The 18,533-nt window shown below is 38.7% G+C and carries 18 protein-coding genes; 14 read left to right on the top strand and 4 right to left on the bottom strand.

The window, feature by feature from the left end; translation table 11 throughout:
- Positions 1–314: 314 nt before the first annotated feature.
- Both lepA and recQ read left to right on the top strand, forming a co-directional pair.
- A complete protein-coding gene (lepA, locus tag RV13_RS08255; protein ID WP_010744692.1) occupies positions 315–2,153 on the top strand; it encodes a translation elongation factor 4 in 1,839 nt (612 codons plus the stop codon).
- 122 nt (positions 2,154–2,275) lie between these two features.
- A complete protein-coding gene (gene recQ / locus RV13_RS08260; protein ID WP_010744693.1) occupies positions 2,276–4,027 on the top strand; it encodes a DNA helicase RecQ in 1,752 nt (583 codons plus the stop codon).
- A 122-nt stretch (positions 4,028–4,149) separates the two neighbouring features.
- Here recQ and RV13_RS08265 read toward each other — a convergent pair whose 3' ends face one another.
- Positions 4,150–4,422, bottom strand: coding sequence for a hypothetical protein (locus RV13_RS08265; RefSeq protein WP_010744694.1), 273 nt, complete (start codon positions 4,420–4,422; stop codon positions 4,150–4,152).
- A 422-nt stretch (positions 4,423–4,844) separates the two neighbouring features.
- Between RV13_RS08265 and RV13_RS08270 the strand changes: the two genes are divergently transcribed.
- Positions 4,845–5,228, top strand: a complete 384-nt coding sequence (locus tag RV13_RS08270; protein WP_010744695.1) for a hypothetical protein — start codon at positions 4,845–4,847, stop codon at positions 5,226–5,228.
- A gap of 40 nt (positions 5,229–5,268) precedes the next feature.
- Complete coding sequence (locus RV13_RS08275) at positions 5,269–5,910, top strand: DUF2922 family protein (RefSeq protein ID WP_010744696.1); 642 nt, start codon at positions 5,269–5,271, stop codon at positions 5,908–5,910.
- Positions 5,911–6,060: 150 nt separating this feature from the next.
- Here the strand turns inward: RV13_RS08275 and RV13_RS08280 are convergent, their stop codons facing one another.
- Positions 6,061–7,404 carry a DUF1576 domain-containing protein gene (locus RV13_RS08280; protein WP_010744697.1) on the bottom strand — a complete coding sequence of 448 codons (1,344 nt, stop codon included), beginning with the start codon at positions 7,402–7,404 and terminating at the stop codon, positions 6,061–6,063.
- Positions 7,405–7,418: 14 nt separating this feature from the next.
- Positions 7,419–8,183: a DeoR/GlpR family DNA-binding transcription regulator gene (locus RV13_RS08285; protein ID WP_010744698.1), complete on the bottom strand. Its 765-nt coding sequence runs from the start codon at positions 8,181–8,183 to the stop codon at positions 7,419–7,421.
- 255 nt (positions 8,184–8,438) lie between these two features.
- On the opposite strand from RV13_RS08285, the gene RV13_RS08290 reads away from it, so the two are divergent.
- Genes RV13_RS08290 through RV13_RS08300 form a run of 3 tightly spaced genes read left to right on the top strand, consistent with a single transcriptional unit; the run spans position 8,439 to position 9,848 of the window.
- The gene (locus tag RV13_RS08290) at positions 8,439–8,948 is read left to right on the top strand and encodes a MarR family winged helix-turn-helix transcriptional regulator (RefSeq protein ID WP_010744699.1); all 510 of its coding nucleotides are present in this window, start codon (positions 8,439–8,441) and stop codon (positions 8,946–8,948) included.
- Positions 8,945–9,451, top strand: coding sequence for a flavodoxin domain-containing protein (locus tag RV13_RS08295; RefSeq protein WP_010744700.1), 507 nt, complete (start codon positions 8,945–8,947; stop codon positions 9,449–9,451). The genes RV13_RS08290 and RV13_RS08295 overlap by 4 nt, the downstream gene beginning before the upstream one ends.
- 16 nt (positions 9,452–9,467) lie before the next feature.
- Positions 9,468–9,848 carry an FMN-binding protein gene (locus RV13_RS08300; protein ID WP_010744701.1) on the top strand — a complete coding sequence of 127 codons (381 nt, stop codon included), beginning with the start codon at positions 9,468–9,470 and terminating at the stop codon, positions 9,846–9,848.
- A 73-nt stretch (positions 9,849–9,921) separates the two neighbouring features.
- On the opposite strand, the gene RV13_RS08305 is transcribed toward RV13_RS08300, so the two are convergent.
- Complete coding sequence (locus tag RV13_RS08305; RefSeq protein WP_010744702.1) at positions 9,922–10,629, bottom strand: GntR family transcriptional regulator; 708 nt, start codon at positions 10,627–10,629, stop codon at positions 9,922–9,924.
- A gap of 166 nt (positions 10,630–10,795) precedes the next feature.
- Here RV13_RS08305 and RV13_RS08310 point away from each other — a divergent pair, with 166 nt between their 5' ends.
- The 7 genes from RV13_RS08310 (at position 10,796) to RV13_RS08340 (ending at position 18,530) form a co-directional block, all read left to right on the top strand.
- On the top strand, positions 10,796–11,779 hold the full coding sequence (locus RV13_RS08310; RefSeq protein ID WP_010744703.1) for a hypothetical protein: 984 nt from the start codon (positions 10,796–10,798) through the stop codon (positions 11,777–11,779).
- Positions 11,780–12,075: 296 nt separating this feature from the next.
- On the top strand, positions 12,076–12,495 hold the full coding sequence (locus RV13_RS08315) for a PTS sugar transporter subunit IIA (protein ID WP_010744704.1): 420 nt from the start codon (positions 12,076–12,078) through the stop codon (positions 12,493–12,495).
- Positions 12,492–12,962, top strand: coding sequence for a PTS sugar transporter subunit IIB (locus RV13_RS08320; RefSeq protein WP_010744705.1), 471 nt, complete (start codon positions 12,492–12,494; stop codon positions 12,960–12,962). Before RV13_RS08315 ends, RV13_RS08320 begins: the two co-directional genes overlap by 4 nt.
- 14 nt (positions 12,963–12,976) lie before the next feature.
- Positions 12,977–13,765, top strand: a complete 789-nt coding sequence (locus RV13_RS08325; protein WP_010744706.1) for a PTS mannose/fructose/sorbose/N-acetylgalactosamine transporter subunit IIC — start codon at positions 12,977–12,979, stop codon at positions 13,763–13,765.
- A 15-nt stretch (positions 13,766–13,780) separates the two neighbouring features.
- The gene (locus RV13_RS08330) at positions 13,781–14,596 is read left to right on the top strand and encodes a PTS system mannose/fructose/sorbose family transporter subunit IID (protein WP_010744707.1); all 816 of its coding nucleotides are present in this window, start codon (positions 13,781–13,783) and stop codon (positions 14,594–14,596) included.
- An 88-nt stretch (positions 14,597–14,684) separates the two neighbouring features.
- A complete protein-coding gene (locus RV13_RS08335) occupies positions 14,685–15,662 on the top strand; it encodes an SIS domain-containing protein (protein ID WP_010744708.1) in 978 nt (325 codons plus the stop codon).
- A gap of 138 nt (positions 15,663–15,800) precedes the next feature.
- Complete coding sequence (locus RV13_RS08340) at positions 15,801–18,530, top strand: sigma 54-interacting transcriptional regulator (protein ID WP_010744709.1); 2,730 nt, start codon at positions 15,801–15,803, stop codon at positions 18,528–18,530.
- Positions 18,531–18,533: the final 3 nt, after the last annotated feature.

An 18,533-nucleotide genomic window follows, 5' to 3' on the forward strand; every position in this document is an offset into this window, starting at 1 on the left:
AATAAATCTGATATTCACCACGTATGTCATTCTACTAGCATGCTAAAGCATGAAGTAGAACTGAAATCCTAGTTCCTATTAATGTGATTATTTTTCTCAGGAAAAATAATTCTGATGTTCATCACGTATGTCATTCTACTAACATGCTAAAGCATGAAGTAGAATTGAATGCTGATTTTGGATTACATTCTAAGTATAGCAAAAGCATGATTATTTTTCTCTTACCGACTTTGAGAAATAGGGGAAAAGACTTTTTTTCTACTAGAAACGTTGGTATAATTGACAGTGCTGATTAAAAGAAATGAGGAACTTTGATGAATATAGAAGAAATGAAGAAACGCCAAGAAATGATTCGAAACTTTTCGATCATTGCCCATATCGATCACGGCAAATCTACGCTGGCTGACCGAATCTTAGAACAAACCAATACTGTAAGTTCCCGTGAAATGCAAGAGCAGTTGTTAGACTCAATGGATCTTGAACGTGAGCGGGGAATTACGATTAAGTTAAATGCTGTTGAGTTGCATTATACAGCTAATGATGGACAAACCTATATTTTCCATTTGATCGACACACCAGGACATGTCGATTTTACTTATGAAGTATCGCGAAGCTTAGCTGCCTGTGAAGGAGCCGTTTTAGTTGTTGATGCTGCGCAAGGAATCGAAGCACAAACACTAGCAAATGTTTATTTAGCTTTAGATAATGATCTGGAGATTTTGCCTGTTATCAACAAAATCGACCTGCCAGCTGCAGACCCAGAACGCGTGCGCAAAGAAATCGAGGACGTAATTGGGATTGATGCCGAAGACGCTGTTTTAGCCAGCGCGAAAACGGGAATTGGTATCAGCGAAATTTTAGAACAAATTGTAACAAATGTTCCTGCACCAAGCGGTGATTTAGAAGCACCACTTAAAGCCTTGATCTTTGACTCGGTCTACGACAGCTACCGTGGTGTCGTTTTGAATGTTCGGATCACTGACGGTATTGTTCGACCGGGTGACAAAATTCAATTGATGAGTAACGGAAAAACCTTCGATGTAACCGAAGTAGGTGTTTTCTCACCAAAAGCAGTCCAGCGTGATTACTTAATGGTGGGGGATGTTGGCTATATTACTGCCAGCATCAAATCTGTTCAAGATACTCGTGTCGGGGATACAGTGACTCTTGCCAATAATCCAGCGGAAAAAGCCCTTGATGGTTATCGCAAAATGAACCCGATGGTATTCTGCGGATTGTACCCAATCGATACGTCTCGCTACAATGATTTACGGGAGGCGCTGGAAAAATTACAATTAAATGATGCGGCGCTGCAGTTTGAACCAGAGACTTCTCAAGCTTTAGGCTTCGGCTTCCGTTGTGGCTTCTTAGGATTGCTGCATATGGACGTTGTACAGGAGCGTTTGGAACGTGAATTCAATTTGGAATTGATCACAACTGCTCCATCAGTTATTTATCATGTAAACCTAACAGATGGCACACAATTAGTGGTAGATAACCCGTCTGACTTTCCAGATCCATCTAAAATTCAAAATGTTGAGGAACCCTTTGTAAAGGCAAATATCATGGTTCCAAATGACTACGTGGGTGCGGTAATGGAGCTTTCACAGCGTAAACGCGGAGAGTTTATCACGATGGATTACTTGGATGATTACCGGGTAAACGTAGTCTACAATATTCCGCTGTCAGAAATTGTTTTTGATTTCTTTGATAAATTAAAATCAAGCACTAAAGGATATGCTTCATTGGATTACGAAATGGCGGACTACCGCGAGAGCCGCTTAGTGAAAATGGATATCCTGTTAAATGCTGAAAAAGTCGATGCATTGAGCTTTATCGTTCACCGAGAATTTGCTCAAGAACGCGGACGTGCAATCGTTGATAAGTTAAAAACTTTAATTCCGCGTCAACAATTCGAAGTGCCGATCCAAGCAACAATCGGAACCAAAATTGTTGCTCGTACCGATATCAAGGCACTGCGTAAAAACGTATTGGCGAAATGCTACGGTGGGGATGTTTCCCGTAAGCGTAAATTGCTAGAGAAACAAAAAGAAGGTAAAAAACGAATGAAACAAATCGGCTCAGTCGAAGTTCCTCAGGAAGCCTTCATGGCCGTTCTGAAAATGGACGAGGATGAACCGAAGAAGAAATAAAAAGATTTTTCACATTCGATAGTGCATATTTTTTGAGGCGGCGGAAGAGACTCTCCGTCGCCTCATTTTTCAGTACATATTATTTTTTAAGTAGAACCAACAGTTAGAGAGAGGATATCAGCATGGATCGAATGAAGGAACTATTAGCAGAAAAATTTGGCTATACGCAATTTAGGAGCGGTCAGGAAGAAATTATTCAAAAAGTTTTGCAAAAGGAAAATGTCTTAGGCATCATGCCGACTGGTGGTGGGAAGTCCATTTGCTATCAGCTGCCGGCATTGGTTTTGGAAGGGTTGACCTTAGTCATTTCTCCCTTGATTTCTTTGATGAAGGACCAAGTAGACAGTTTGAATGAGATAGGAATTCCAGCGGCTTTTATCAATAGTACGTTATCCACTTTGGAGATGAATGATCGCTTGCGGCAAGCGGCTCGTGGTGAGATCAAGTTGCTATATGTCGCACCTGAACGTTTAGAATCAGCAGATTTTCGTGAATTGTTACGTTACGTTCCCATCGAGCTGTTAGCGGTGGATGAAGCTCATTGTATTTCACAGTGGGGACACGACTTTCGGCCGAGCTATTTAAAGTTGGCAGAGACGATCGAAAATTTTGACCAGCAGCCAACTATCATTGCTTTGACTGCCACGGCAACACCACAGGTAGCAGAGGACATTTCTAGTTTGCTGCACATTGCAAAAGAAAATGAAGTGAAAACAGGATTTGCTCGTGAAAATCTGGCCTTTCAAGTCGTAAAGGAACAAAAGGATCTCTATTTGCTAGAGTATTTGAAATTAAACAAAGGACAATCTGGGATCATTTATGCCTCAACTCGTAAGGAAGTTGATCGCTTATATCATTTATTGAAGCATCAAGAATTCGCTGTAGGAAAATATCATGGCGGATTGACTCCAGATGAGCGGTTGAAGAATCAGGAGGATTTTCTATTTGATCGGATCGAAGTAATGATCGCGACAAATGCTTTTGGCATGGGAATAAATAAAAGCAATGTACGATTCGTTATTCATGCACAAATCCCTGGTAATTTGGAGTCTTATTATCAAGAGGCTGGTCGTGCCGGAAGGGATGGCTTACCCAGTGAGGCTGTCTTACTGTATGCGCCTCAAGATATTCAGATTCAGCACTATTTTATTGAGCAATCTCAATCAGAAATTACGTATCAGCAAAATGAATATACTAAGCTACGCGAGATGAATCAGTATGCCCACACGCAGATGTGTTTGCAGCGTTATATTTTAAAGTATTTTGGAGAAGATCAGCCGGATTGCGGCAGATGCAGTAATTGTCTGGATGAGCGGGAGCAGGTCGATATTACCATCGAAGCACAGAAGGTGTTGTCCTGTGTGAAGCGAATGGGTGAGAAATTCGGCAAAGCGCTAGTTGCCAAAGTTTTGACTGGGTCAAATGATCAAAAAATAAATCAGTGGAAGTTTCATGAGTTGCCCACATATGGATTGATGAAGGAGCATTCTCAAAAGGAAGTAGCCAATCTGATTGATTACCTCACTGCAGAACAGTATCTGATCCCATCAAAAGGACAATACCCATTGCTCTCTGTGTCTGAACAAGGAATCTCAGTGCTGCTAGGAAAAAAAGAAGTCTATCGTAAGCAGGCACCAGTGAAGCAATTAGTGGCGGATGATGAGCTTTTTGAAAAATTACGAAGCCTGCGTTCACAACTGGCACAAGAAAAAAATCTACCGCCATACGTTATTTTCTCAGACAAAACGCTAACAGAATTGGCTGAGAAACAGCCCCAAACGTCATTAGAATTTTTGCAGATCAAAGGGGTCGGCAAGAGTAAGCTTGACAACTATGGCGAACAGTTTTTGATGCTATTGAAAAAGGAAAATTAATTGGCAGCGCCTGATCCTCTTCAAGATGAGGTATCGGGCTTTTTTGTTGATCAAAAAAGCACACGCATGAGGATACACTTCACGCATATGCTTTTTAAGAGTCTATTATTTTAAAGTCAATATTAATGTGTTTCAAAGATTTGAGGCACGATGGTATCGATTTTTAGCAACTCTTCTTCAGAAAGAGTTTTGCCATCCTTCCGCCAAATGCTGATTCGACGATGATCCTTTTCAAGGGCATAGTTCTCAGTGACGTATTTTGCTCGCGGATTATTTAATAGATTTTTGATGAAGAGCGCTCGCAGCTGACTAATCGTTAAGCCATTTTCTCCCTGCAGAAAGAAGGGGGACTCGAAGTGATAAACACGCCGATCAGAGGAAATAGTTCCACGCATAATTTTCTCCTTTCCAATAGTCCTTTCATTTATTCTATCAATAAATAGTTAATATAAAAATAGAAATTTAGAAATTATAATTAATCTACAAATTTTGGATATTTCATACAGAAAATGGTTAGGATACAAGCGGAGATTATAGTAAAAATTACAAGGATAAGGCAATAGCTTATTAAGAGAAATCTTGTGCTTATTTTTTTATCTGATGATAAAAAGAATAAATAACACACTTGAACGCTTTATGCTTTTTTCGTTTATTTCAAATTAAAAAAAGAGTTTTTTTGGTATCGAATGTTTAGTATCCCAAGTTTCTCCGCTTGTGAAAAACCATATTTTAGAAAAATGGCATTTGACAAGGCTGTTTTCTTAGGATTATAGTCATTGCGTGATCACTGAAAAAGAGAAAAAAGGAGCTATCGATAATGAAAAAACCGCTATTTACCCCGGAACAACTCTTTAGTCTTAAACCAAAGACGATTGAAAAACGTATGAATCATTATTATCAAGATACTCGTGACGCCAAGTCGACGATCCAATTTTTGGTAGCGCTTCAAGTTCGAGATGAGATTGGTGGAGAGGACTTCTCCTTCTTTATGAAAGAACTTGTACGCAGAATATTTCTAAAGAGCAAAACTTCTCGTACTTTGCGTCGCTATTATGTTTATTTCAAAGAATATTTTTCTTCAAAAGAATGGAAACTGGTCTACTTGCACTTATTCGCAGCAAAATCATTTATCAAAGAAAAGGTTGAAAAAGTAATGAACCAAGTGATTATGACACCGTTAAGAGGACTAGTAGGTTCTTGAGCGAATATCACAAAAATCTAACGAGAAGGGAAGGAAAGATTTGGTAGAATTGGCCGCAACATTTGAAAATAGTTTTGGTAAAGAACATATCGTACGAGTGAATGATGCAAATACTGAGCTTCCGCCAGAGCAAATCAAAGCCTCTTTAGAGAAATTGACGACCATTAAACTTTTCAGAAAAAAAGGTGCTCGTCTTTTTGATAAATTAGTCACAGCAAGCTTTTTCGAAGAGATAGAAACCATTATTTTTGATACTACGAGTGAAGAAGCCCCGTATGAAAGTATGGAACAACTTTCCAGTGACGAAGAAGAGGATGAAATCGAAGCACAAGTGTACAATCAAGGATTAGAAGATACTGGCGTTAGCTCTTTGACTGAGCCTAAATTGACTATGGTTGAAGAAAAAATGATTGAACCAAGTGTAATAAAACGAGTAGTGAGTCTGCCAACAGGCACGACGATTCGTGATTTTTCACAAGAACAGCTGCATTCTTTTGTTTTAACAGTTATACCTGAGAAGGGACATCTCTTAGATGCCCAACTCAATCAGGAAACAGATCCAAAGTGTATTGAACTATTCATAAAGTTTGAGGAAAAGGCAAATCAGAAGAATAAAGCCTCACCCTTTGGCGCTATTAGGAAGTGTTGGCAACGATTGGGCCGATTCAAAAAGCGCTGGTGAAGACGAATATTTAGTGTGAATCAAGGATGATAAGAGTCGATTTCATTTCCGCGGGTGATTTTTGATTCTTCCATTTCCCTGATACTTCACTCTATTAAAAGCAGCTAACTAAGCTACTTTTAATAGAGTTTTATAGAATGGGTTCAATCGTTAAGATTGATCGTCTCTTGTAATCTTGGACTTGAAAAAGAGCATTCCTACCTTTTCCATCCATTTGGTTGCCAACTGTTTTTCGACATGGATGATTCTCAAATGCAGAGACTGAAAATACACTTTTAATTTACTGTTTTTATAAAATTGAACACGAACAAAATCCATTAATAAAACAGTAATCCCACCGGCAAATCCACAATTGTATAGGTTGATGCCTGCAGTCAAGTACTGAGTGTTTCTAGTAATCAAGGAAAATATTCCGCCGGAAAGTGTACCTGTCAGCAGCCCGTATTTCCGTGTCATTGGTGAAAGTGTGCTGGCGAAAAGAATAATCACGATGTTGTTGGTCGTGGCCGCGTCTTGGTATAGAAATAAAGCGGTAAGAAAAACACCTAGCGCAGGAAAAAAGAAATAACGAAATTTGAAGTTGTACATGCTGAAGCCCGCAAAGGTCAAAATAGCCCCCACCAAGATTCCGCTTAATGGCACTCTTAGCATAAGAGTAAAAATAATGGCCAAATAGCCATAGAGTGAAAAGCGCGCGATTTTTTTTAGATCCAGAAGCAGATGCTTCGAATGTGCGGCATTTTTTCTGTAGAAGGAAAGAAAAATGAGCAGTGGAAACGTGAATAAGGCGATCAAAAACCAAAGAAGGGGCTGATGATGTTCGAAAGATAACGTATGCGGGACAATTTTAATCGCTAAAACATTTCTTGTCATCAAGTTTCCAAGGACACCGATAAAACCAGCAGAGAACCCCATATTATAAAGGTTTAGCTCTTTAGTGTGGACTTTCAAAAATTCAAAAATCGGAAGAATTGTGTAACCAATCAGCAGGCCAGTAATCAATGCGATGACTATATTTAAAAGCAATGAATGATTTGGTGCGCTATAAATCGTACTGACAATAGGTGAAAGACATGTACTTAACAGGCCCATTACTAGTAAATCCTGTCTTCCTGAATGATGAATCTTCAAATAAATCAGGCAGCCTAGAATGATTGGGGCTGAATTGACAATGTTTTTTCCAAAAAAGGAAAAGCCGGATAGCATCATGATGACAGAAACAGTTAATGAACAAAAATGGTGCTTATGCTTCCGTAAAAGAAAAAGGCTACTTAATGTCAATAAGCCGCTATTTAAAAATGCGGAACCCACACCAGCGATGTGGACATAATCTGTAATCAAATTACTAGGTGAGCGAACAATATGCTGCATGCCCACTAACAAATCCTGCGGACTAGCTAGAAAAAAAGCGGCAAGAGTAATTGAACAGCCATAAGTGAATAAGAAAATGAAAATAAGATCAGTGGAAAGCAAAACTTGTTTTGTTTTTCCCAAAGAATGACACTCCTTTAAGTGACTTGAACGACAGTGACCCCCATATGTTGAATCTTAGTTAAAACCTCTTCTGAACTGAATTGATCTGTAATCAAATAGTCAAAGGCAGAAATATCTGCCATTTTAAATTTTGATGTTTGTCCTACTTTGCGATGATCCGCAACCAAAATCTTGCATCTAGTTGTTCTTTGAACCATCATTTCATTGATGGTTGCCTCATTCATGAATTTCGTCGTTACCCCATTTTCAATATCGATTCCACTACAGCCCACCACACAGACATCGGCATTGATGGAAGATAAAAGATTGATAACCACATCCCCAACTAAAGCCTCTTTAGGAAACCGCATTTCCCCTCCAGTTAAGACAAAATTGTACTCGGGATTTTGAGTAGCATAATTGATTTTTAAGTTATTCGTAATGATTGTTAAGTGCTCAGAATGTAAATAGTCCACGGTTTTAATCGCGGTGGAGCTAGAATTGATGAAGACTGTGTCATAATCATGTATGTATTTGCTGGCTTCTTGAGCGAGGGCTTGTTTGATGCGAACCGGACCGGATTGCTCTGTGTCCGGTTTATTTTCGTAATTAAAGATACAATAGCCAAACTTGCGAATGATATCATTTTTTTCTTCCAATAAATGCAGATCTCGACGAATGGTACTAAGGGAGACATCCAGAGCTTCAGATAGTTCTAATGTAGTCATATGCTCCTTTTTTTCTAGTATGTCTAAAATATCTTTATGACGTTTATCGATATTGATGATTGAATTTTTCAATTAACTTCCCCCTAAAGGAAAAAATTTCAGGCGCTCCTAAGAAGTAAAACGCTTTATATGAGTTTATTATACATTTTTATTAAGCGAAATTACATATAAAATCTTAAAAAAGTCAAAAAATCATATAAAAGGGCTTTCTTATGATTGTTTTCTTTTATTCTTAAAATAAGACCTAAGGACTATAGATTCTCATTTCAACTCAAGGTAGAATATAGGTAACAAGTTACTTAATTATGAGAAGTGGGAGGAAGGGTAATGTCTATTGAACGTTTAACCGAAGCCTTTAATGAGGGACGTGATAACCAGCAACGAGCAATTTTTGCAAGTATGTTTATTCTTGGCAATCGCCTGCAAACCTCTTTTGATAAGGTAGATCCATTTGTGACAATTAAACAATTTATGGTCCTGATCATGATCAAGCAGGCACCCGGTCGAACCTTGGATCTGACAAGTTGCGGTGAGCTTTTAGGCTGTTCAAGGCAAAATGTAAAAAAATTAGCAGTTGCTCTAGAAAAAAAAGAGCTGCTAATACTATCCCGCAGTGAACGTGATAAACGACGAATGGATTTATTTTTGACGGATAAAGGTGAGGATTATTTTCAATCAGTTAGTCGTCTGCATGAAAGCGCATTAACCGCTATTTTTGCCGAATATTCAGATGAAGAGTTGGAACTTTTCTTCTCTATCTTTATGAAAATGTACGCAGGAGTAGAGAAACTAGAAGCGTTAGAGTCGATAGAAGGCAAAAAGGAGGAATTACGATGAAAAATATAGTCGTTTATGGAACAAAAAAGGGGAGTTCAGAAATCTATGCAAAAGCTTTTGCCAAAGAAAATGACTACCCAATCCTAGAATATACTGATCTCACATCGATGGAACTTGCATCTGTAGATAGGGTTTATTATTTTGGCAGCGTTTATGCTGGAAATGTTTTAGGTTTGGAGGAAGTGAAAAAGAAAGTAACAGAAAACCAATCCCTCGTAATTATCTCAGTTGGGCTTACTTCAATTTATGATCAAGAAAAGCTGGAGGAAATTCAACAAGGAATAATCGAACTTTTTCCAGACGCGGAGCATGTTCATTTAAGAGGAAGACTAGTAAAAGAACAATTGAAACTACCGGAAAAGCTAATCATAAAAATGATTAGTAAAAGCAGCGCAAAGAAGGAAGAGGAGGAAAAATTGGATATTGAAAAAGCGATCGAAGCAGTAGTTAGTGAAGGAAAAGCAGATTATATTGATTTAGCAGAGTTGGTACGGATACCTTAAAGGAGTGAGTCAGAAAATGGGAAAGAAATTAATTATTGTATTACTTATTCTTGTGATCGTTGTTTTATGTGTGAAACTAGGCGCTTCGTATTTAACAAAACAAACATTAAAGAAAGTAACCATTCAGAACGTAGATATTGCGCGACTAGCAAATGGAGAATATGAAGGAACAGCTAAGATCAGCCCAGTTTCAGCGAAAGTGAATGTGCTTGTCAATGAAGGGAAGATAGCATCGATAAAAATTGAAGATCATATGACCGGATTAGGCAAAGATGGTGAACAAATCGTTAACAAAATTATTGACGAACAGAGTTTGAAAGTGGCCGCTATTAGCGGCGCTACCCAAAGTAGTGTGACGATCATTAAAGCGGTCGAAGATGCTTTATCCAAAGAATAGTATCGATTCAGAAGGAACAAAAGTTGATTTAAAAAAGTGGTGCGCTTCTGATAAAAAGAAGTGCACCACTTTTTTATAGATAATATTTAAATAAATCAGGAAGATCTACGCGAACGAGCTCTTCTGAAGCGAGAACTAACTGGTTCTTTGAATCGTAAACGGTCCCTTTGTGGTGAATAACAGAAAGCCCACTTTGTACATTAAATAATTTGGCTTCTTGATCGGTCAGTTGACTGATTGCTACTTGATTTAGCCCTTTGTATTGCGGATCAATACTGAAAGAAGCAAGTACTTGGTATAGTGATCCGGACAAATCAGTGTCCAATAAAAAAGTAAAAGCTAACGGGAGGTAATTTTTTTCCAACATAATCGGCACCCCATCAATTTTTCGAAGACGCTCAACTAAAATAGCTTCTTTTGAGTTGAATAAATCAGCGAAATCTGTGGGTACAGGACATTCGATAACTGAAATCACTTCAGAAGTCAGCTTTTTCCTTTGTTCTAGACAAACTTGCGTTAGTGATAAGGATTTTTGTTGAGTTTCAGCCTGTTCTTTAACAAATGTGCCCTTACCTTGAAGGCGCATCAAATAGTTTTCTTCTACTAACTCGTCAATCGCCTTTCGTACAGTAATTCTGCTGACAGAGAAGCTTTTCTGAAATTGTGCTTCTGAAAGTAATTTATCTCCGGGCTTCAATTCGCCATCATTGATTTGTCTGAGGATGGTCTCTTTTATCTGTAAATAAAGAGGCTTATTTTCATTAATAATCTTTTGAGCCATTTCTACACCCCCTTTTCTTCTATTATACGCAAATGCGATCTATATATCAACTTCAATACAAGTTTGAATAAACATTATAAACATGTATTGACAAATTTCGAAACACGTATTAAACTTGTCTTATCGATAAGACGCATAGGATTAATAATGAAAGCGAGGAGATAGTATGGAACTAAGAAAAATGATTGAGGAAATCCAAGAAAATAAACAAGCAACGGGTGGCATCAAAAATGTTATTTGGTTGGCAGCAGGTGGAAGCTATGGAGGGTTCTATCCAGGACACTATTTTTTGGATCAAGAGGCCACGACGCTTCGCTCGAAAAATATTACTAGTAATGAATTTGTTAAAGCCCCTCCAGCTTTTGTTGGAGAAAATACTTTAGCTGTTGTTTGTTCAATGCGGGGCACGCCGGAGACGATCGAAGCGGCAAAACTTGCGAAAGAACTTGGAGCTGCTACCTTGGCATTATATGTCGATGAGTCAGAATTAACAGAGGTTTGTGATTACAAAGTTGCTTATGATTCTGTCGCGGTAGACAGCAGCGATTTTTCGAAGACGAATGCTGCGTATGGGTTAAAAATAGCGATGCTGGCGATGGATGTCGTTGAAGGATATGAGCATGTGAGTTTGGCATTGGAGAGTTTTGAAGCGGTGGATAAAATCTATAAACAAGCGGCAGCAGACATTCGCACGAAAGCCATCAAGTGGGCGATGAAAAATCGCAACTCAAAATCTATCCATGTCATGGGTAGCGGCGCAACCTTTGGCGCCGCGTATATTTTCTCTATTTGCAACATTATGGAGATGCTGCAAATCGACTCGCCGACAGTCAATTCCTGTGATTTCTTCCATGGACCGTTTGAAGTGATTGATGAAGAAACATCTGTTTTCTTGCTTATCGGTGAAGGAGGCAGTCGATCAAATGATGAAAGAGCCGCACGTTTCTTAAAAGAATTTGGCGGAAGCAAAGTATTCCAATTGGATGCTCGCGACATTGGTCTGAATCAATTTGACCCGAAGGTAAGTGAGCATTTTAATCATTTGCTTTTCTCTCCAATCTTAAACAATGTATTTATGAGGGAATTGGCTTACCAGATCAAAAAGGACTATATGACACGTACTTATATGTGGAAAGCACAATACAACTAATCAAAAAGGCGCTCAGCAGATCAAATTCGATTTGCTGAGCGCCTTTTTTTATCCTATATATTATAGAAGAAATAAAACACATTCCTTTATATTTGCAATGAAGAGTATTGTAGAAGTTTTCTGATCCTACCGATAAATGTCCTTCCAACACTCTTGCCCACATTATTTGTCGTGTCAAACAATGTGTTGAAAGCGTTTGATTAAGTGTTGATAATAAAGGGTTTGTGGCTTCTATCAAAAATTGGCACGCTACTTGCTATATATAAAAGTGAGAACAGTTATAAGGAGGATAGGGAATGAACAAGATTATTTTAGCAAGCCACGGAGAGTTTTCACAAGGATTGAAGCAGACTGCATCAATGATTATCGGTGATGAAGGCAATATTTTTGCTCTTTCAGCGTTTCGAGATGAGGATGAGCCGATCAAAAATCAAGTAGAGCGTCTACTCCAAACAATTGGTTATGAAGATGTGTATATTTTAACGGATATTTTCGGTGGAAGTGTCAATAATGATTTATTAACGATTCAACAGGAGCATCCGGAGCTTCATTTATTTGCAGGGATGAATTTACCCTTGGTAATTTCCATTGCGACGCAAGCTGGTAAGATTGAGTCAAATCAGCTAGCAGCGATTCTTGAGGAAAGCCGACAAGGAATGATTGATTGCAAACAGCTATTAACAACAAAAATTAATATTGGAGGGGACGATTTATGATTAAGCTTGTACGAATTGATTATCGTTTATTACATGGTCAAGTAGTATTTTCTTGGACCAAGTCACAGGGAATCAACCGCATTATCGTAATCAATAAAGAAGCTGCGACGGATGAATTCAAGAAAATGTCACTAAATCTGGCAAAACCAACTGGTGTAAAATTAAACATTTTTACTGTTGAAGAGGCTTTGTCAAAAATGCCTAAAGTAGAAACATTGAACGAAAATATTATGCTGATTTTCGGAAATACGAAGGAGACACTAGCCTTTTGCGAGGCCTATCCTAAGATCAAGGAAATCAATTATGGCGGGATACCAAAAACCAATGATGGAAAGCAATTTGGCAGTGCGATTTTCTTGAATGAAGAGGAGCAGCAGGAAGCTAGAAAATTGAAGGAGATGGGTGTGAAGCAATATATGCAGCAGATACCAACCTCTAAATCAGAGGATTTAAATAAATTAATTTAAAAGGAGGGCTTTAAATGTTGGTTCAATCAATAGTTTTAGGATTGATTGGTGTGTTTGTCATGTTAGACTCCCGCTTGTTGGGGCGACTGAACTTCGAACGGCCGTTAATTGTTGGGACCTTAGTTGGTCTAGCGTTAGGGGATTTGGAGAAAGGGTTGCTAGTAGGGGCATCCATTGAATTGATTTCATTAGGTGTCGTTCAGGTCGGAGCTGCCGTCCCTGCAGATATGACATTGGGTGCAGTTATCGCAACGGCTTTTGCAATTTTATCTGGTTCAAATGCAGAGACAGCTTTGACCATTGCGATTCCGATCGCAATTTTAGGGCAATTATTGGGAATTTTGATGCGAACGGTTTTGGCTAGTTTGACCCACCGAGCCGATTCGTTAATTGAGGAAGGAAAGTTCAAAAGGGTGCAGCATATCCATATTGTATGGGGAACCATCCTATATTCCTTAATGTATTTTGTCCCGATATTCCTAGCCATTTATTTTGGAACGGACTTAGTTAAGTCGATTGTGGATGCGATTCCTCAGTGGATCACTGATGGCTTAAGCTTAGCAAGTAAACTATTGCCAGCCTACGGGTTTGCTCTACTGTTGCAAACGATGCTGTCTAAAAAAATGATGCCGTTTTTGGTTTTAGGATTCCTGATTACTGCTTATTCGGGCTTAGGAATTACCGGCGTGGCACTATTTGCTGGAATTGTCGCATTTGTGATGTACCAAATTGAAGCGAATAAATCTGGTGGCAGTGGCGGCGGTGGTGCCGCTGAGGAACCTGACGCACTGGATGATCTATAAAAGGAGGTTAAGAAAATGGCAAAAGAAAAGGATCAAAATGGTCGTAAATATTGGCAATTTTTCTGGCGCTCATGGGCCATTCAAGACTCTTGGAACTATGAACGTGCGATGAATATGGGTTTCTTATACGGGATTGCACCAACATTGGACCGTATCTACAAGGATCCAAAGGATGAAAACTTGAAGAAGGAAGCTTACCAACGTCATATGCTGTATTACAACTGTACACCGCAGACAAGTGCCTTTGTCTTAGGATTAGCAGCTTCAATGGAAGAGCAATACTATGAGGATCAAGAAGGATTTAATCCGGATACGATCAACTCGGTTAAAACGTCATTAATGGGTCCATTATCTGGTATCGGGGATTCCTTCTTCCAAGGAACCGTTCGTGTCTTGGCCTTTGGCTTGGGAATTAATTTGGCGCAGCAAGGCAGTATTTTAGGACCAATCTTAGCGATGATCATTTCATTTGTTCCTTCTTTTCTCGTGACTTATTATGGTGGGAAATTTGGGTACAATATGGGGAATAAATATTTAACAAGATTATATGAAGGTGGTTTGATGGACCGCGTGATGTATGTGTGTTCCATTATCGGTTTGATGGTTATTGGTGCAATGATCGCCAGCATGATCGGAATCACTACGCCAATTAAATTTGGGAAGACATTTGTATTGCAAGATGTCCTAGACAATATTATGCCGCAGATGCTGCCATTTGCTTTGACGATGTTCATGTATTGGCTGCTGCAAAAGAAGGTCAACACAAGTGTGATGTTGCTGATTTGTATTGTCGGCGGATTAATTTTAAGCGCTTTAGGGATTTTCGTTTAAATCAGATAGTTGGAGCGAAGCTATGGAAAGGAAAAACATAGTGATGCTTCTCTAAATAAAAAAAGAAAACTGAGGAGGAATTCAGAAAATGAATTCAACGATGGAAGCAAAAGAAATTATCAAAGAAATAGTAGGGAAAACAGAAGTGAAACACGTTGTTTTCGTTGGCTGCGGGGCGTCAAAAGCAGATTTGTATCCAGCAAAATACTTTTTAGACCAAAATGCGAAACAATTACGCATTAGCCACTACACAGCCAACGAATTCAACTTTGCGACACCAACTTCGGTCGATGAGAACACAGTGGTGATCTCAGCTTCACTTGGAGGTGCAACTCCAGAAACAGTAGAAGCTAATGCAATTGCCAAAGATAAAGGTGCTACAGTAATTAGTTTAACACGAATCGTTGACGCACCGTTAACAAAAGATGCAGATTATGTTATTTATCATGGGTTTGCTGAAAACTATGCAGCGAAACTTGAAAAAACAGGTTATTGCTTACTACTAGCGGTTGAATTATTAAATCAGGTGGAAGGCTATGAACACTACGATAAAATGATGGACGGTTTTGCCAAGATTTATGATCTAGCTCAGGAAAGTGCAGAATCAGCGCGTAAAGCAGCAAAACAATTTGCGCAACGCTTTAAAGATGAAAAAGTTATTTATATCATGAGTAGCGGAGCCACTCATGAGGTAGCGTATTCTTCTTCCGTTTGCTTGATGATGGAAATGCAATGGATCAATTCGGGTACTTTCCATGCAGGAGAATTCTTCCATGGCCCGTTTGAGATCGTTGATAAGGATGTTCCATTTATCCTATTGATGAACGATGGAAAGACACGGGCGATTGATTCACGCGCCTTAGCCTTCTTAGATCGTTTTGATGCAAAAACAGAGGTTGTCGATGCATTAGATTACGGCTTATCCGCTTTCGTTGAAAAAGAAGTTTTAGATTACTTTAACCCATTTGTAATCACGGCAGTATTCAGAGTCTATGCTGAAGAACTGTCCTATGCGAGAGAACATCCTCTTACAAAACGTCGTTATATGTGGAAACTTTCTTACTAGTCGCAAAAAAACTTTGCGAAAAAACTGAGATACTTTATCTCGGTTTTTTCGTTTTATAAAAAATGAATCCCTTAGATAAAGAAAATGCTATAAAATAAGGTTGAGGGTACAAAAATCGATGAAAAGCAGGTGATGAGAATGAAAAAGGAACTGGATGACTATTTATATGAGTTAACGATGAATCTCAAAGAAGGATCAGATGAGGCGTTTTCAGCTTATAAGATTGCTGAATCACTGCAACTTAATCGAAGTACCATCAGCAGTTATTTGAATCAAGCATTTCGTGAGGGAGAACTGATAAAGATAAAAAGCTATCCTGTTTTGTTTTTACATAGAAGAGCATTAGAAAACGCTTCTATTCAGATAGACAAAGCGGAGTATGAATCGATCAAGGAATTATTTGCACAAGACCGTGGGAATGCCATTGAAGAAATCATCGGTGCGAATGGCAGTTTAAAGGAAGCAATCGATCAAATCAAGACGGCTGTCTTGTATCCTCATAACGGATTACCGATTCTATTGATGGGTGTAAGCGGTTCAGGGAAAACCTTTTTGGCAGAAAAAATTTATGAATACGCCAAGGAACAGCAGGTAATTGAATCAAATGCTCCATTTATTGCCTATAATTGTGCTCAATACTTTAATAATCCAGAGCTATTATCCTCCGCGTTGTTTGGACATACAAAAGGAGCCTTCACCGGAGCGGATCATGAGCATAATGGGCTGATCGAAAAAGCAGATGGCGGTATCTTATTTTTAGATGAAGTTCATCGCTTATCTGAAGAAGGGCAGGAAAAACTGTTTACCTTCATGGATACAGGTGAATTTTCGCCCATGGGAGACACCAGTATTCGAAGAAAAGCGAATGTCCGCTTGATTTTTGCAACGACGGAGAACGTTTATTCAGCTTTTTTACCCACTTTTTTGAGGCGTTTACCAGTTATTGTTACCTTACCCAAATTTCAAAATCGGCCGCAATCTGAGCGGCTGCGCTTGATTGATTCCTTCTTTATTACAGAAAGCAGCATTTTGGATAAGGAGCTGCAGGTTTCTTATCAAATGATTGATTTCTTATTGAACAGTGATCTAGAAGGAAATGTCGGGAAAATCAAGAATATCATCAAATACGCCTGTGGAAATGCCTATGTACATCAGAAGAATAGCCAGACGATCTTTGTTCGGTTAAAGGATTTGCCACTAGAGTACAATCTAAAATTCAAAGAACAGTTTAGTAAACCAAAGAAGAAAATGTCAGATCGCACATACTTACCTAACACGACTCAGCAAATTCACTTGGAAAGCAAAGAGACACAGCTGCTTCGTAATTTTTTTGATGAAGTCGTATCAGAATTTAAAAAGGTCCAGAAGAAAGAGAGTCAGCCGCAAGAATTCATTGAGGATACTGTTAGTCGTGTGACACAAATGATGGACGAATTTATTTTTCAAGGAACGTATGAAAAAGAGGAATCATTGTATTCCGTGCTGACTTATCATATTCGACAAACACTGGATATGATGTATGAGAACTACGGATTTGAACAGGATGGGAATCGGGTCGTTTCTTTAGCAAGCTATCTTTATCTAAAGGATAATACAGATATTTTAGATAGTGATTATGGCTGGCAGGAACAAAAAAATGAGCTGATGGAATTCTTGGATTCATTTTTAGAAACGCCATTTTGGTATGCTAAAAAGCTATTGAGCTATTTATCCCAGCAGTTGGATCAGCGATTATTGGATGAAGATATTGTTTTTGTGACCTTTTATTTTTATAGTTTACAGATCAGCGACCTTCCGAATGACGTAAAATGTATCGTACTAGCCCATGGCTATTCGACGGCCAGCAGTTTGGCGAATGTCGTGAATCGGATGCTAGGGAAAAATGTGTTTCAGGCCTATGATATGCCCATCAATATCACCTTAGACAAGGTTGAAACACAGATTATTCGTTATATCAATGATTATCGTACAGATTCAGGATTGATCCTACTAGTAGATATGGGTTCCTTCAATCAATTGGGGGAACGTCTTTCAAATCATATTAAGAGTCCTTTGGTTATTATTGATAATGTCAGTACACCGCTTGTATTGGAAGTCGGAGAACATATTGTCAACGGCAACAGTGTCACCGAAGTTTATGAGGCCATCACTGTCGAAAACCGTATACAAAAGCAACTGATCATCCCAGAGGTAAATAAGAAAAAAGCAATCATTACCTGCTGTTATACAGGAATAGGAAGCGCCACTCAAATCCAAGAAATTCTACAGAAGTGCTTAGGTGATTCTGCAAAGGAATTGACCATCCTACCCTATGACTATAAAAAATTAGCTGAGAACAAAATGTATGAGACTCCATTTCAGCTGTATGATGTCTTGATGATCGTTGGGACAGAAAACCCGAAAATCAATCAAGTTCCATACATTGGGTTGGATCAATTAATCAACGGAGAAGCCGTTTCAGAATTTGCGGAGCTATTGCATGAACAAGTCGATATTGATAGTGAAGCCTTCAAGAGTCAATTGATTTTCAATTTCTCGATTAACAAGATCGTAGAGAATTTAACGATCCTTGATGCAACGAAGGTTTTGAGATTGGTACAAAAGGCCGTCAAAGAACTCGAAAAACTAATGGGGATCGAATTTTCAAACAATCAATTGTTCTTGCTTTACATGCACTGCTGCTCAATGATCGAACGTATTTTACGCAAAGAAAGTGTAGATGAACAAGCAGATATCAAAGAATATGTTCAAAAAGAGGGACATAATATGGAGTTGATCCATCAAGCATTTCAAGAGGTTGAGAAGGAATATACGATTGAGCTTCCTTTGTTAGAGCTTCGCTTACTAAATGATATTGTGAAGGACTAGGTG

The organism is Enterococcus raffinosus, from assembly GCF_001886185.1.
Lineage (GTDB): Bacteria > Bacillota > Bacilli > Lactobacillales > Enterococcaceae > Enterococcus_A > Enterococcus_A raffinosus.

What these genes read in the sequence shown, in the direction of transcription:
- RV13_RS08330 (WP_010744707.1), top strand. Translation starts at nt 13,781, where the DNA reads ATGGCAAAAGAAAAGGATCAAAATGGTCGTAAATATTGGCAATTTTTC.
- RV13_RS08340 (WP_010744709.1), top strand. Translation starts at nt 15,801, where the DNA reads ATGAAAAAGGAACTGGATGACTATTTATATGAGTTAACGATGAATCTC.
- RV13_RS08325 (WP_010744706.1), top strand. Translation starts at nt 12,977, where the DNA reads ATGTTGGTTCAATCAATAGTTTTAGGATTGATTGGTGTGTTTGTCATG.
- RV13_RS08290 (WP_010744699.1), top strand. Translation starts at nt 8,439, where the DNA reads ATGTCTATTGAACGTTTAACCGAAGCCTTTAATGAGGGACGTGATAAC.
- RV13_RS08270 (WP_010744695.1), top strand. Translation starts at nt 4,845, where the DNA reads ATGAAAAAACCGCTATTTACCCCGGAACAACTCTTTAGTCTTAAACCA.
- RV13_RS08310 (WP_010744703.1), top strand. Translation starts at nt 10,796, where the DNA reads ATGGAACTAAGAAAAATGATTGAGGAAATCCAAGAAAATAAACAAGCA.
- RV13_RS08300 (WP_010744701.1), top strand. Translation starts at nt 9,468, where the DNA reads ATGGGAAAGAAATTAATTATTGTATTACTTATTCTTGTGATCGTTGTT.
- RV13_RS08320 (WP_010744705.1), top strand. Translation starts at nt 12,492, where the DNA reads ATGATTAAGCTTGTACGAATTGATTATCGTTTATTACATGGTCAAGTA.
- RV13_RS08335 (WP_010744708.1), top strand. Translation starts at nt 14,685, where the DNA reads ATGAATTCAACGATGGAAGCAAAAGAAATTATCAAAGAAATAGTAGGG.
- recQ (WP_010744693.1), top strand. Translation starts at nt 2,276, where the DNA reads ATGGATCGAATGAAGGAACTATTAGCAGAAAAATTTGGCTATACGCAA.
- RV13_RS08265 (WP_010744694.1), bottom strand. Translation starts at nt 4,422, where the DNA reads ATGCGTGGAACTATTTCCTCTGATCGGCGTGTTTATCACTTCGAGTCC.
- RV13_RS08315 (WP_010744704.1), top strand. Translation starts at nt 12,076, where the DNA reads ATGAACAAGATTATTTTAGCAAGCCACGGAGAGTTTTCACAAGGATTG.
- lepA (WP_010744692.1), top strand. Translation starts at nt 315, where the DNA reads ATGAATATAGAAGAAATGAAGAAACGCCAAGAAATGATTCGAAACTTT.
- RV13_RS08295 (WP_010744700.1), top strand. Translation starts at nt 8,945, where the DNA reads ATGAAAAATATAGTCGTTTATGGAACAAAAAAGGGGAGTTCAGAAATC.
- RV13_RS08305 (WP_010744702.1), bottom strand. Translation starts at nt 10,629, where the DNA reads ATGGCTCAAAAGATTATTAATGAAAATAAGCCTCTTTATTTACAGATA.